General features: G+C 63.1%; 12 protein-coding genes. 11 read left to right on the top strand and 1 reads right to left on the bottom strand.

Going from position 1 to position 13,029, the window contains the following annotated elements:
* Nucleotides 1-30: 30 nt before the first annotated feature.
* The 11 genes from ACRTG1_RS09665 to ACRTG1_RS09715 all read left to right on the top strand — a co-directional run bounded on the left by ACRTG1_RS09665 (nt 31) and on the right by ACRTG1_RS09715 (nt 11,981).
* Nucleotides 31-1,074, top strand: a complete 1,044-nt coding sequence (locus ACRTG1_RS09665; RefSeq protein WP_432516212.1) for an ABC transporter substrate-binding protein — start codon at nt 31-33, stop codon at nt 1,072-1,074.
* Between the two features lie 116 nt (nt 1,075-1,190).
* On the top strand, nt 1,191-2,258 hold the full coding sequence (locus ACRTG1_RS09670) for an ABC transporter ATP-binding protein (RefSeq protein ID WP_432516172.1): 1,068 nt from the start codon (nt 1,191-1,193) through the stop codon (nt 2,256-2,258).
* A complete protein-coding gene (locus ACRTG1_RS09675) occupies nt 2,255-3,430 on the top strand; it encodes an ABC transporter permease (protein ID WP_297564500.1) in 1,176 nt (391 codons plus the stop codon). The genes ACRTG1_RS09670 and ACRTG1_RS09675 overlap by 4 nt, the downstream gene beginning before the upstream one ends.
* A 1-nt stretch (nt 3,431) precedes the next feature.
* Entirely contained in the window at nt 3,432-4,220 is a 789-nt protein-coding gene (locus ACRTG1_RS09680) for an ABC transporter permease (RefSeq protein WP_113153038.1), read from the top strand.
* 274 nt (nt 4,221-4,494) lie between these two features.
* Nucleotides 4,495-5,409, top strand: a complete 915-nt coding sequence (locus ACRTG1_RS09685) for a branched-chain amino acid ABC transporter permease (RefSeq protein ID WP_222473983.1) — start codon at nt 4,495-4,497, stop codon at nt 5,407-5,409.
* 22 nt (nt 5,410-5,431) lie between these two features.
* Nucleotides 5,432-6,313 carry a branched-chain amino acid ABC transporter permease gene (locus ACRTG1_RS09690; RefSeq protein WP_113153040.1) on the top strand — a complete coding sequence of 294 codons (882 nt, stop codon included), beginning with the start codon at nt 5,432-5,434 and terminating at the stop codon, nt 6,311-6,313.
* A gap of 4 nt (nt 6,314-6,317) precedes the next feature.
* Nucleotides 6,318-7,025 (top strand): ABC transporter ATP-binding protein, encoded by a 708-nt coding sequence (locus tag ACRTG1_RS09695; RefSeq protein ID WP_432516173.1) that lies wholly within the window; start codon nt 6,318-6,320, stop codon nt 7,023-7,025.
* A 2-nt stretch (nt 7,026-7,027) separates the two neighbouring features.
* Nucleotides 7,028-7,771, top strand: a complete 744-nt coding sequence (locus ACRTG1_RS09700; RefSeq protein WP_065815876.1) for an ABC transporter ATP-binding protein — start codon at nt 7,028-7,030, stop codon at nt 7,769-7,771.
* Between the two features lie 38 nt (nt 7,772-7,809).
* Entirely contained in the window at nt 7,810-9,036 is a 1,227-nt protein-coding gene (locus tag ACRTG1_RS09705) for an amino acid ABC transporter substrate-binding protein (protein ID WP_432516174.1), read from the top strand.
* Between the two features lie 68 nt (nt 9,037-9,104).
* Nucleotides 9,105-10,505: an amidase gene (locus tag ACRTG1_RS09710; RefSeq protein WP_206547878.1), complete on the top strand. Its 1,401-nt coding sequence runs from the start codon at nt 9,105-9,107 to the stop codon at nt 10,503-10,505.
* A gap of 27 nt (nt 10,506-10,532) precedes the next feature.
* Nucleotides 10,533-11,981, top strand: coding sequence for an N-acyl-D-amino-acid deacylase family protein (locus ACRTG1_RS09715; protein WP_432516175.1), 1,449 nt, complete (start codon nt 10,533-10,535; stop codon nt 11,979-11,981).
* 15 nt (nt 11,982-11,996) lie between these two features.
* Here ACRTG1_RS09715 and ACRTG1_RS09720 read toward each other — a convergent pair whose 3' ends face one another.
* The gene (locus ACRTG1_RS09720) at nt 11,997-12,890 is read right to left on the bottom strand and encodes a LysR family transcriptional regulator (protein ID WP_206544264.1); all 894 of its coding nucleotides are present in this window, start codon (nt 12,888-12,890) and stop codon (nt 11,997-11,999) included.
* Between the last annotated feature and the right edge of the window lie 139 nt (nt 12,891-13,029).

Genomic DNA, 13,029 nt, shown 5'->3' on the forward strand with positions numbered 1-13,029 from the left:
AAGCACAATTGGAGGAGAATGCTTATGAAGATGAAGAACTGGCTTGCAATGACAGCACTTGCTGCGGTGGCGGGTTTCTCCGCCACCACGGCAAACGCACGCGACCTCACGGTCGTCTCGTGGGGCGGCACCTATCAGGACGCCCAGCGCGAGATCTACTTCAAGCCGTTTGCCGAAAAGGCCGGCAAACCGCTTCTCGACGAGGCATGGAACGGCGGCTACGGCGTTCTTCAGGCCAAGGTGAAGGCCGGCGCACCCAACTGGGATGTCGTTCAGGTCGAAGCCGAAGAGCTTGAGCTGGGCTGCGGCGACGGCCTCTTCGAGTATATCGACTGGGACAGGCTCGGCGGCGAGGACAAGTTCCTGGAAAGCGCCGTGCATGATTGCGGCGTCGGCGCAATCGTCTGGTCCACGGCAATCGCCTATGACGCCGACAAGCTGCCCGATGGCGGCCCGGCCTCATGGTCCGATTTCTGGGACACCGAAAAGTTCCCCGGCAAGCGCTCGCTGCGCAAGGGCCCGAAATACACGCTGGAGTTCGCGCTCCTTGCCGACGGCGTCGACAAGGACGAGATCTACGACGTGCTCGCCACGCCCGAGGGCATCGACCGCGCCTTCGCCAAGCTCGAAGAAATCCGCGACGATGTGGTCTGGTGGGAGGCCGGCGCGCAGCCGCTCCAGTTCCTGGCCTCCGGCGAAGTCGCCATGGCGTCCGCCTATAATGGCCGCATCACCGGCATCAACCGCACCGAAGACCGCAACTTCAAGGTCGTCTGGCCCGGCAGCATCTATGCCGTCGACAGCTGGGTGATCCTGAAGGACGCCGAGAACCGCGATGCGGGCATGGATTTCATCGCCTTCGCCAGCGAACCGGAAAACCAGAAGAAGCTGCCGGACTATGTGGCCTACGGCCTGCCCAACAACGAAGCCGCCAAAATGGTGAGCGACGCGCAGAAGGCAGAGCTGCCGACCACCGAGGAAAACCTCACCGACGCAATCGCGCTCGATGTCGATTTCTGGATCGACAATTCAGAAGCCCTGACCGAGCGTTTCAACGCCTGGCTGGCTCAATAAGAGCCAGTCGAGAGCCGCACCGGGCAAGGCGTCCACCGCCCTGACCGGTGCGGCTCTCATCGAAACGATCCATCGTTTCCGACAGCGCGACATCAAGCCAGCCGGGGGAGAGGCTCTTGAGCGAACTACGCATTCGATTTGACCGCGTGACCAAGTGTTTTGGTTCTCTTTGCGTGGTCGATGATCTTGAACTGGACATCGCGAAAGGCGAGTTCGTCAGCCTTCTTGGACCGTCCGGCTCCGGCAAGACCACGCTTTTGATGATGCTCGCCGGCTTCGAGCGCCCGACCAAGGGCCGCATCCTGGTCGATGGCGCGGTGGTGGACACGTCCCCCACCTACAAGCGCGACATGGGCGTCGTCTTCCAGAATTACGCGCTCTTCCCGCATATGAGTGTCGGCGACAACATCGCCTTCCCGCTCCAGATGCGCGGCGTCGGCAAGGCCGAAATCGCCGAACGCGTCGCCAGAGCGCTCGACATGGTGCAGCTCAGCGCACTTGCAGACCGGTGGCCCGCCCAGCTCTCCGGCGGCCAGCAGCAGCGCGTGGCGCTCGCCCGCGCCCTCGTTTTCGAACCCCGCGTCGTGCTGATGGACGAGCCGCTTGGCGCGCTCGACAAAAATCTGCGCGAGCAGATGCAGCTCGACATCCGCGCACTGCACAACCGGCTCGGCCTGACCATCGTCTTCGTCACGCACGACCAGTCGGAAGCCCTCACCATGTCCGACCGGATCGCCGTCTTCAACAAGGGCAAGATCGAGCAGATCGGCACCCCGCGCGAGATCTACGACCATCCGCAGACGCGCTTCGTCGCCAATTTCATCGGCGAAACCAATCTTCTGGAAGGCACGGTCGCGGGCAGGTCCGCAGACGGTTTGCGCGTCCGCCTCGCCAATGGCGCGGAACTGACGGCCTCGGCTTCCGACAATTACACACCGGGCGAAAACGTGCTCGTCTCCATCCGGCCGGAGCGCATTCGCCTCGACGCGCTGCATGGCGGCGACAACCAGTTTACTGCAAAAGTTGCCGACAGCGTCTATCAGGGCAATCACCTGCGCATCCAGCTTGACGAGCAGGCGCACGACTTCGTCATCCATCTCGACCGCAAGGCCGAGCAGCATGCGCCCGGCGCAGATGTCACCGCCCGCTTCCAGCCGGACGACTGCTGGGTGATCCGGCCATGAGCGGCACGGGCGGAAAAGGGCATCTGAGCGCGATCGCGCTGGTCGCACCGCTCTTCCTCTTCATCGCGGTTTTCTTCCTGTGGCCGCTGGGCACGATGATGTCACAGGCCGTCTCCGACACCGCCGTCCTGCGCATCCTCCCGCAGACGGCGAAGGTCGCAGCCAACTGGGATCCGGAAACGCCACCGACGGCAGAGATGAAGGAGGCGCTCGCCGCCGATCTTCGCGCCGCCGATGACCGGCAGGCCGTTGGCGACATGACGCGCCGTCTCAACAGCGCCCAGCCCGGCTTCCGTACGCTGATGTCGCGCACCACGCGCGCGCTGCGCAAGGATGACGCGCCACCGCTTTCCGAGATTGACGAGCGCTGGGACGATCCCCGCTTCTGGCAGGCCATCACCGGCGCGCTTTCACCGACCACGGACCGTTATCTGCTCGCCGCCGTCGATCTGGAGCGCGATGTTTCCGGCAACATTGTCGCCATGCCCGAAGAGGCGTCCGCCAACCGCGACATCATGATCCGAACCTTCTGGATCGGCGCGCTGGTCACGCTTGCCTGCCTGGCCATCGGCTTTCCCTATGCGATGCTGATCGCCTCCACGGAAGGGTGGAAACGCCAGCTCCTGCTTGGCGCGGTTCTGCTGCCGCTGTGGACCTCGCTTCTGGTGCGCACCGCCGCGTGGTTCATCATCCTGCAGGACAACGGCCTCATAAATGCGGTCATCACCGGGCTTGGCATCTCCAGCGAACCGCTTGCCCTGATCTTCAACCGCACCGGCGTGGTGATCGCCATGACCCATGTGCTTCTGCCGCTCATGGTGCTGCCGATCTACAGCGTCCTGATCTCGATCCCGGGCAACCTAATGCCGGCAGCCGCCTCGCTCGGCGCAAATCCGCTGCGCGCTTTCGTACGGGTGCTTCTGCCGCTCAGCCTGCGTGGCGTCGCCTCCGGCTCGCTGCTCGTGTTCATGACCGCCATCGGCTACTACATCACGCCGGCGCTCATCGGCGGCGCGGGCGACCAGATGATCAGTTCCGTCATCGCTTTCTACGCAACCGGTTCGGCGAACTGGGGCATGGCCGGCGCACTCGGCATCGTGCTGCTTGTCGTCACCCTCCTGCTTTACGCGGTCTACGGTCGTCTGTCGGCGGCCGAAGAAAGGAGAAGCTGACATGCTGTTGAAAAGCGCCCGGCTCACATTCGGCACGCTGGCAGTCATCTTCCTGCTCGCGCCGCTGATCGCCATCCTGCCGCTGGCGTTCACGTCCAGCCAGTTCCTCACCTATCCGATCCCGGAATTCTCGTTGCGCTGGTTCGACGAGCTGTTCACCGCCGCCGCCTGGCGTCGGGCGATCTTCAACAGCCTTGTCATCGGCGGCGGGACGACGGTGCTCGCCACCGTTCTCGGCACGCTCGCCGCGCTCGGCCTGCGCAACTGGAACCTGCCGTTCAAGGGCACGGTGCGCACCCTCTTTCTTCTGCCCATGGTGGTTCCCGCCGTGGTCATGGGCGTGGGCATGCAGGTGCTGTTCGTGCAGTTCGGCATCGCGTCGAGCTATTTCGGCGTCATCGTCGCCCACACCATCGTCGCCATCCCCTTCGTGGTGGTGAGCGTGATCGGCGGCCTCGGCGGCATTGACCGGCGCGTGGAACTGGCAGCGGCCAGCCTCGGCGCATCCCCGGTCACCGTGTTCCGGCGCGTGACCCTGCCGCTCGCCATGCCCGGCATCCTGTCCGGCGCGGTCTTGGCCTTCGCCACATCGCTGGACGAGGTGGTTCTCACGCTTTTCGTGGCAGGCCCCAACCAGCGCACGCTGGCGCGGCAGATGTTCGCCACGATCCGCGAGAACATCAGCCCGGCCATCGCCGCCGCAGCCTTCCTGTTCATTGTCGGCACCATCGCACTCGCCATCATCGCATTGCTTGTGCGCCGGCAGATCGCCGCGCGACGGGGCGGCTAACCCCCGCAAACCAGCGCTTTCCAGCCCCAAAGCAGCCCGCAGCCGCATCCGGTTGCGGGCTGTTTTCGCTCAGCAAAACAGGCTTATGTTTTTTAGTTATAATTGAGTCTGAAATTGCGATAGGACAGCGCACCTCCTGCGCTATAGGGTCGCGGAAAGCGTTCCCTATTGAGGTCCAACAGTGACAGATCAAATTCAGGAGACGCGGGAGGGTACAGGTGTGCCGATGTCCGCGCCCCAAGGAAATACTGAAAAATCAAGCCATATCAAATTCTTGATATGGGGCATTGTGGTCGCGGCCATTGTCGCCGTCTTTTTGCCGGCTCCATTGTTCGCCAGCAATCTCTCCTTCCTCTTCTACATGATGCTGTGGATCACCATGGCGACGTCGTTCAATTTCGTCGCTGGCCTGGCCGGATATATGCCTTTTGGTTATGTGGCGTTTTACGGCATCGGCGCTTACGCCACCGGCGTTCTGTACAAGACCTTCGGCCTGCCCATTCCCGTGGCGCTTGCCGGTGCGGCGCTGGCCGGTGTCACCATCGGTCTTCTGGTCGCGCCCACGCTGCGGCTCAAGGGCGTTTATTTCGGCATTGTCAGCCTCGCGCTCGCCATGGCCATGAAGCTCGTGATCTCGCTCATGCCGAGCGACATCACCGGCGGCAGCCTCGGCCTTATCCTTTCGGCTGCAAACGATCCCGTGGCCGCCTATTACGCCATGTTCGTGGTGCTGATGGGCGCTCTGGCAGCCGGCACCTGGCTTACCATGTCGCGCCTCGGCACGGCGCTGCGCGCCATCCGCGATGACAGCGAGGCCGCAGAGGTGGTTGGCGTCAACGTGGTGGGCACCCGCCTCAAGGCCTGGATCATGGCCACCATGTTCCCTGCCCTCGTGGGCGGCGTCGAGGCCTGGTACACCAATGCCATCGACCTCGATTCCTCCTTCAACCTGCTGGTGACGGCAAAGAGCATCGTCTACGCGATGGCCGGCGGCCTCGGCTTCCTGGTCGGCCCGATCATCGGCGCATCCACGCTCTACGGCATCGACCAGCTGATCTGGCGGCATTTCCCGACCCTCAACCTGCTCATTCTCGGCGTGGTCATCATCGCACTGATGCTGCTCCTGCCGCGTGGCATCGTCGGGGCCTTCGCCCAGCGCTTCTCGCGCTTCCGGCGCTTCATTCCGTAAGACGTACAGGATTGAAACAAAGATGAACGAACTTCTGCTTCAAGGCCTCGTCAACGGCATCGTCGTCGGGCTGATCTACGCGCTGATCGGCGTCAGCCTCAACGTGATCTTCGGCGTCCTGCGCGTCGTCAACTTCGCCCATGGCGAATTCATCGTGCTGGGTGCCTATGGCGCCTATTTCGCCCAGGCCTGGCTCGGCCTGTCCCCGCTACTCGCAATGCCGCTGATCTTTATCGTCTTCGGCATGATGGGCTACGGCCTCTATTTCGTGCTGGTTAAGCGTCTTGCGCGCTCCAACGATCCCGAGCACGCCTCGCTTCTGGTCATGTTCGGCCTGTCGCTCGTGCTGGGCGCGCTCATGCTGCTCGCCTTCGAGGCGGATGCACGCTCGCTCAACTTCACGCTCGACCCGCCCTTCCTGATGTTCGGCAACATCATCCTGCCGACCACCAAGCTGCTTGGCCTTGCGGTTGCGGTCGTGGTCACCGGTGCGCTGGCGTTCTTCCTCTACCGCACACTGCCGGGCAAGGCTCTGCGCGCCATCATCATGAACCGTGACGCGATCCAGATCGTCGGCGTGGACCTGAACCACCTTTCGGCCCTGACCTTCGGTCTCGGCCTTGGTCTGGCGGGCATCACCGGCATCCTCGTGTCGATGATCTTCCCCTCCTTCTCCCCCTTCATCGGCCAGGATTACACCCTGATCGGCTTCATCGTGATCGTTCTGGGCGGCCTCGGCCATCCGATCGGCGCAGTCGCCGGCGGCATCCTGTTCGGCCTCGCCGAGCAGACGGCCATGGTGTTCTTCAGCGGAACCGTGGCGATGCTCCTCGGCTTCGTGCTCCTGATCGCCGTCATTCTCATTCGCCCCGCCGGCCTGTTCGGCGTGCAGAACTCGCGGTGACGTCATGTTGAAAGTCGACAAGCTCGTAAAGAAATTCGGTGGCATGACGGCGCTCGACGGCGTCAACCTCACCCTCCCCGACCGGTCGATCCTTGGCGTTCTGGGCATGAACGGCTCCGGCAAAACCACGATGCTCAACTGCATCAACGGTCTCTATGACGCGACCGCCGGTGAAATCACGCTTGATGGCGTCAGCCTCATCGGCAAGGCCCCGCATGCGGTCTTCTCCGAAGGCGTGGGCCGCACCTTCCAGGTGCCGCGCATCTTCCCGCAGATGTCGCTCCTGGAAAATCTCTCGGTCGCACTCCTCAACAAGGGGATGAGCAACGCCGAGATCGCCGAAATCAGCGCCTACTGGCTGCAAAAGGTGGAGCTCTACCGGCTGCGCCACAACTATGCGGAAGAGCTTTCCGGCGGCCAGCAGAAGCTTCTGGAACTCGCCCGCATCATGGTGGCCAATCCGAAGCTGGTGCTGCTCGACGAGCCGTTCGCGGGCGTCAATCCGAGCCTCGCACTACTGCTCATCAACATCATCCGCGAAATGCCGAAGGAGCTGGGCTGTTCGGTGCTTCTCGTCAGCCACGACCTCACCTCCGTCTACGAACTGTCCGACAACATTCTGGTCATGCATGAAGGCCGTGTCCTCGCTGAGGGCGACGCCGAAGCGATCCAGAAGAATCCGGACGTCATCGAAGCATACCTGGGAGCCTGACCATGCATGGCGTTGAACTGAGCATGGAGAACATCTCCGTCGCCTATAACGGAGACATCACGGTTCTCAAGGAAGTGGCATTGCGGGCAAAGCCCGGCGAGGTCACCGGCATCATCGGGCCGAACGGCGCGGGCAAGTCGACCGTGCTGAAGACCATCTTCGGCCTTCTGTCCACCAAGACCGGCACCATCACCATGGGCGGTCGCGACATCACCAATCTGAAGGCGTTCCAGCGCGCACTCGAAGGCGTGTCCTTCGTGCCGCAGAACCGCAGCGCTTTTGCGGGCCTGTCGGTCTACGACAATCTGCTTCTGGGTTGCTGGCCCTTCCGCAAGGACAAGGCCCGCATCGAACGCGCCATCGACGGCATTTTCGAGCGGTTCCCGATCCTCAAAGAAAAGCGCTCGACACTCGCCGGCTCCATGAGCGGCGGCCAGCAGCGCTTTCTGGAAATCGCCCGCGCGCTCGTCACCGAGCCGAAGGTGATCCTGCTCGATGAGCCCACGGCCATGATCGCGCCGAAGATTTCCAAGGACATCTACGCGCTTACCCGCGATCTCGCAGACCAGGGCGCCACCATCATTCTGGTGGACCAGAACGTGCGCCAGTGCGCCACGATTTCGGACCGCCTCTACATTCTGGAGCTTGGCCGCAACAAGGCGGAAGGCACCAGGGAGGATTTCGCCACCGATGGCCAGCTCAAGGAAATGGTCGCCGAGTGGATGAACTACAAGATCGACGTGTGAGGCGTCGTTTTTCCAAGATCAACAAAAGGGGAATGCCCATGTGGAATATGACCAAACGAAGCTTCATGGCAGGCACGCTGCTTGCCTGCTTTGCGCTGCCGGTCACCGGCCAGGCGCAGGAAAAGATCCGGATCGGCATGACGGTTTCGTCGTCCGGCAACTTCGCGCTCGCCTCGCAGTCGGGTGTGCGCGGCGTGGAAATCTGGGTCGATGAAGTCAACGCCAATGGCGGCCTGGAAGTGAATGGCGAGAAGCGCCTCGTCGAGCTCGTCAAGCGCGACGACCGCTCCGACAAGCAGATGGTGGCGCGCGTCTATGAAGACCTGATCGCCAATGAGAATGTCGACGTCCTGATGGCCCCGTTCGGCTCCACCCTGACGGCAGCCGCCGCCACCGTGACCGAGCGTCTCGGCAAGTTCATGGTCATCTGGTCCGCGGCCTCCGATGCGCTGTATGACCAGGGCTTCAAGAACATCGTCTCGGCAACCCAGATGCCGGTGTCGCGTATGCCGTCGGCCGGTCTCGAAGCCGCCGCAGCACTTGGCAACAAGAAGGTCGCCATCGTCAATGTGGACGAGCCCTTCCCGGCCGGTCTCGCCGATGGCGCGGAAGCAATTGCCGAAAAGCTCGGCATGGAAGTGGTCCTGAAGGAAGACTATCCGAAGGGCACGAAGGATTTCAGCCTGCTCCTGCAGAAGGCGCGCGCGGCTGGCGCCGACGTGTTCTTCCCCACCAGCTATGAGGGCGATCTGATCTCCATGGTGCGGCAGATGCACCAGATGAACGTGAACTTCCCGTTCTCGTTCATGGTCTACGCCTCGACGCCGCAGTTCATCGAGATCGGCGACGATGCGCAGTACATCTACAGCCACACCAACTTCCACCCGACCATCAACTGGGAGGTCAATGCCGGCCTCGACCGTGAAGGCTTCCTGGCAGCTTACGAAAAGCTCTTCCCGGACGTCTCCTATGAGCCGGACTTCCAGACCGTTCTCGCCTATGGCGCCGCCGTCATCGCCGGCGAAATCATCGAGAACGCAGACAGCTTCGACGCCGCCGACATGAAGAAGGCGGCCATGGAACTCAGCGACAACCTGACGGTCCTCGCCGGTCCTTACGCGATCGACGAAACCGGCAAGCAGCTGAGAATGCCTTTCCCGGTCGTGCAGTTGCAGCCGGGCAAGGGGCTCGTGACCGTGTGGCCTGAAGAAGTCGCCGTTGCCGAGCCTGTGTACCCGATCCCCGGTTGGGATCAACGCGACTAGCCAACTTGCGCCCGGCTTCCGAAACGTCTCCCTCGGGGTCGGGCGCATTTTCTCAAGAAAAGAATATCATGGATCCGTCATTCGCGTCCCTCGCGGACCTCTCGAAAGCGCTGAGCGAAGGCTCGCTCACGTCCAGCACCATCACCCGGCATTTCCTGGAGCGCATCGCCAGGCATGACAAGGCTCTCGGCGCCTTCGTGCATGTCGATGCCGAGCGGGCAATGTCCATGGCGGAGGGGCTCGACAAGCTGCGCGCGTCTGGCGTGGTCTACGGCCCCCTTCACGGCCTGCCAATTGCCGTGAAGGACCTGGTCGACTGGCAGGACGAAACCTGTACGGTGGGCAGCGCCGCCTGGAAAGACCGGCGCTCAACCAGCGACGCCACCGTCATGCGCAAACTGCTTGCCGCCGGCATGATTCCGATCGGCCGCGCAGCAATGGTCGAATTCGCATTCGGAGGCTGGGGCACGAATCCGATATGCGGAACACCGCGCAACCCCTGGGACATGCAGACACATCGCATTCCCGGAGGCTCCTCCAGCGGCTCGGGCGTGGCCGTTGCCGCCGGCCTTGCGCCGGCGGCCATCGGCAGCGACACGGGCGGCTCCGTGCGCATTCCCGCCGCGCTCAACGGCATTGTGGGCCTGAAACCCACCTATGGACGGATCAGCCTGAAAGGCTGCTTCCCGCTTTCCAGCACTCTCGATTCCATCGGCCCGATGACGCGCACCGTCGCCGACGCGGCCCTTCTGCTCGACGCGCTTTGCGGACCGGACGCCAGCGACCCGGCCACCCGTCTTGCACCGGCGCTCAAGCCGGGCGCATGGCAGGGCCTGCGCACGCAGGGCATGCGTGTCGCGGTCATGCGCGAAGAGGATTTCCCGATCCCGCTCGATGCCGAAAGCCAGGCCGCTTACGATCAGGCAAAGGAAGCGCTCATCAGCCTCGGCGTGACGCTGGTTCCCGCCGACCTGCCCTTCGCCTTCAACGAGCTGACGGAGAGCAACGGCCGCATCATCGCCGCAGAAGCCTATGCGGTTCACCGCGATTACATCCACGACGAGAGCGTTCCCATCGGCCCCTATGTGCGCCAGCGCGTGCTCGCCGGAGCCAATGTCAGCGCCAACGACTATATCGAGACGCTCGCCGGCCACAGGCGCATGAAGGCGGTCTATGCCGACTTCATGAAGCCGTTCGACGCGCTGCTCACGCCGACGGTGCCCTTCCCCGCCATCCCCGTCTCGGAGGTGGATGAAACTGCGGTTCCGATGGCCGCCTATGGCCGCCCGGCAAACTATGTCGGCGCATGCGGCCTGGCGCTGCCGGCAGGCTTCACCGAAACGGGCCTGCCGCTCTCGGTGCAGCTCATGGGCGCAGCCTTCGCGGAGGAGCCGCTGCTTGCGCTCGGCGCAGCGCTTGAACAGCGCATCTCGACAACAGACCGGCTGCCGGACCTCACGGCAGGCTGACTCTCTACGGACAGCAAGGAGTTTCCGATGACGCAATCCACCTGCGACACGCTTTTGACAAACGCTTTGCTGTTCGATGGCCTGGGGGGGCAACCGACCCGCGGCGGCGTGGCACTCTGCAATGGCCGCATCGCCGCGGTCGGCGACGTTTCCGGCTGGCAGGCAAAAGAGACAATCGACCTCGACGGTCTCAGCCTCGCACCCGGCTTCATCGACGTTCACACCCATGACGATCTCGCTGTCCTGAACGACAGCGCGATGGAGCCCAAGATCACGCAGGGCGTGACCAGCGTGATCGTCGGCAATTGCGGCATCAGCCTCGCGCCATACGCAAAGCCCGCCGAACTGGTCCCACCGCTCGGCCTTCTCGGCACGGCGGAAGACTATCGTTTCGGTTCCTTTGCCGCCTACCGCAAGGCGGTGGATGCAGCCGGCGTCGCCGTCAATGTGGCCGCCCTTGCCGGCCATGGCACGCTGCGCGCCATGACGCTCGAAGATACGGATGCGCCCGCCTCCGAAGGCCAGATCGTGGCCATGCGCCTCCTGCTCGAAGAAGCGCTGGAGGCAGGTGTGCTGGGCCTCAGCACCGGCCTTGCCTATCCGGTCGCCCGCCACGCACCGACCGATGAGGTCGTGGCGCTCTCACAGACACTCGCCGCCTTCCCCGGCGCGCTCTACGTCACCCATATGCGCGATGAACGCGACCGGGTGGAAGAATCCGTCGGCGAGACGATTGCCATCGGTCGGCGCGCCGGCGTCCCGGTGGTGATCTCGCACCACAAATGCATCGGCCGCCACAATTACGGGCGCTCGAAGAAAACACTCTCGATGATCGACAGCGCGCTTCGTCATCAGGACATCGCCATGGATGTCTATCCCTATGAGGCAAGCTCGACCGTGCTCCTGCCGGAGCTGACCCGTCATGCGGAGCGCATCCTGGTCATCGATTCCACCGCCCATCCCGAATTCAACGGGCTGGAGCTTTCCAAAGTCGCGGAGAAAATGGGCTGTGATGAGGAAGAAGCGGCCCGCAGGCTTTCGCCCGCACGCGGCATCTATTTCCAGATGTCGCCGGAAGACATCAACCGCATCATGCAGCACCCGCGCACCATGATCGGCTCCGACGGCATCCCCGGCCCGCAGGCCCATCCGCGCCTCTGGGGCACCTTCCCCCGCGTGCTTGGCCGCTATGTGCGCGAAGATGGCGTGCTGCCGCTCGAAGAAGCCATCCGCAAGATGACCTCACTGCCCGCCCAGATCTTCGGCTTCGCCCGGCGCGGAAGGCTGCAGGAAGGCTTCCACGCCGATCTCGTCGCCTTCGATGCCGACACGGTTCTGGATCTTGCCGATTACGACACGCCAGACCGCCCGTCGGCCGGCATCGAGCATGTCTTCGTCAATGGCGTCGCGGTGCTCGCCAATGGCGCGGTCACCGGCGCGCGCGGCGGGCGTTTCGTGGCGCGTGGCGAGGCCTGACCGGCAGGAAAAGCGTCACCCCTCCCGGTGCAGTTCCTGACAGGCCGATTTCAGAATCCTGATGAACATTTCCTCGGCGTTGGAGATCGCACGGTTCTCCGACGTCAGGGCCGTGATCGAGAATTGCAGGTTGGGCACCAGCGGGCGCAGCCGCACGCCGCGCGTGTAGCGCGCTGAAAATTCGTCCACGATGGCGCAACCCACGCCCTGGCTGACACAGGCCGCCGCCACCGAATAGGTGTGCACCGAAATCCGCGGCTCATAGGGCAGGCCCTCCTCGTCGAAGGCCGCCTTCAGGAACACGCCCACGGGCGATTCCTTCTCAAGCCCGACAAAGGATTGCATGTCGATTTCGCTCAGATGCACCGGCGAAGGATCGAACGGCCTGGCGGGATCATCCGTCTCCAGATAGGTCAGGCTCATCGTGCCCACCGTGGTGGAGCTGATGCCCGGCGTTTCAACGATGTTGAAGGCCACCGCCAGATCGAGATCGAGCGCATGAAGGCGCTTCAAAAGCACGTCATAGTGATGGGTGAACAGCTCGATCTTGAAGCCTTCCCAGTGCCGGGGCAGGTTCGACATCACTTTCGGCGCAAGCCCCACACCAAGACTCGGCAGAAAGCCCACCCGCAGCACATCGTCGGGATTGCGCCCCAGATTGCGCGCGAGCGTGCGGAAACGCTCAAGCGCGCCATGCACATCCACGGCCTCGGCAAACAGAAGCTCCGCCTCGCGCGTCGGCACAAGCCGCTGCTTCACGCGATCGAACAGCTTGAAGCCGAGAAGCGATTCCGCGTGCTTCAGCGTCCGGCTGAGCGCCGGCTGCGAGACATTCAGCCTTTCAGCCGCAGCATTGATCGACCCGGCCAGACGGATCGCGTGAAAAACCTCTATGTGCCGTAGATTCATTAAGCCCGATTTGCTTCTGCGTGTTCCCATCCGCAGTCTTGTGGCTGCGCTTGCCGGCAATCATACACGCTCGCCGGAATGCCATGCACAAAAACTTTCCGGCGCAAAAGAATTCATAAACAACTTTAGGTCACACATT

Origin of the sequence: Nitratireductor sp. PBL-C9, from assembly GCF_050877045.1 — a bacterium.
In the GTDB taxonomy this organism is placed as follows: Bacteria; Pseudomonadota; Alphaproteobacteria; order Rhizobiales; family Rhizobiaceae; genus Nitratireductor; species Nitratireductor aquimarinus.

Coding starts and splice junctions, on each gene's coding strand:
- ACRTG1_RS09715 (WP_432516175.1), top strand. CDS start 10,533: ATGACGCAATCCACCTGCGACACGCTTTTGACAAACGCTTTGCTGTTC.
- ACRTG1_RS09710 (WP_206547878.1), top strand. CDS start 9,105: ATGGATCCGTCATTCGCGTCCCTCGCGGACCTCTCGAAAGCGCTGAGC.
- ACRTG1_RS09700 (WP_065815876.1), top strand. CDS start 7,028: ATGCATGGCGTTGAACTGAGCATGGAGAACATCTCCGTCGCCTATAAC.
- ACRTG1_RS09665 (WP_432516212.1), top strand. CDS start 31: ATGAAGAACTGGCTTGCAATGACAGCACTTGCTGCGGTGGCGGGTTTC.
- ACRTG1_RS09690 (WP_113153040.1), top strand. CDS start 5,432: ATGAACGAACTTCTGCTTCAAGGCCTCGTCAACGGCATCGTCGTCGGG.
- ACRTG1_RS09705 (WP_432516174.1), top strand. CDS start 7,810: ATGTGGAATATGACCAAACGAAGCTTCATGGCAGGCACGCTGCTTGCC.
- ACRTG1_RS09695 (WP_432516173.1), top strand. CDS start 6,318: ATGTTGAAAGTCGACAAGCTCGTAAAGAAATTCGGTGGCATGACGGCG.
- ACRTG1_RS09680 (WP_113153038.1), top strand. CDS start 3,432: ATGCTGTTGAAAAGCGCCCGGCTCACATTCGGCACGCTGGCAGTCATC.
- ACRTG1_RS09720 (WP_206544264.1), bottom strand. CDS start 12,890: ATGAATCTACGGCACATAGAGGTTTTTCACGCGATCCGTCTGGCCGGG.
- ACRTG1_RS09675 (WP_297564500.1), top strand. CDS start 2,255: ATGAGCGGCACGGGCGGAAAAGGGCATCTGAGCGCGATCGCGCTGGTC.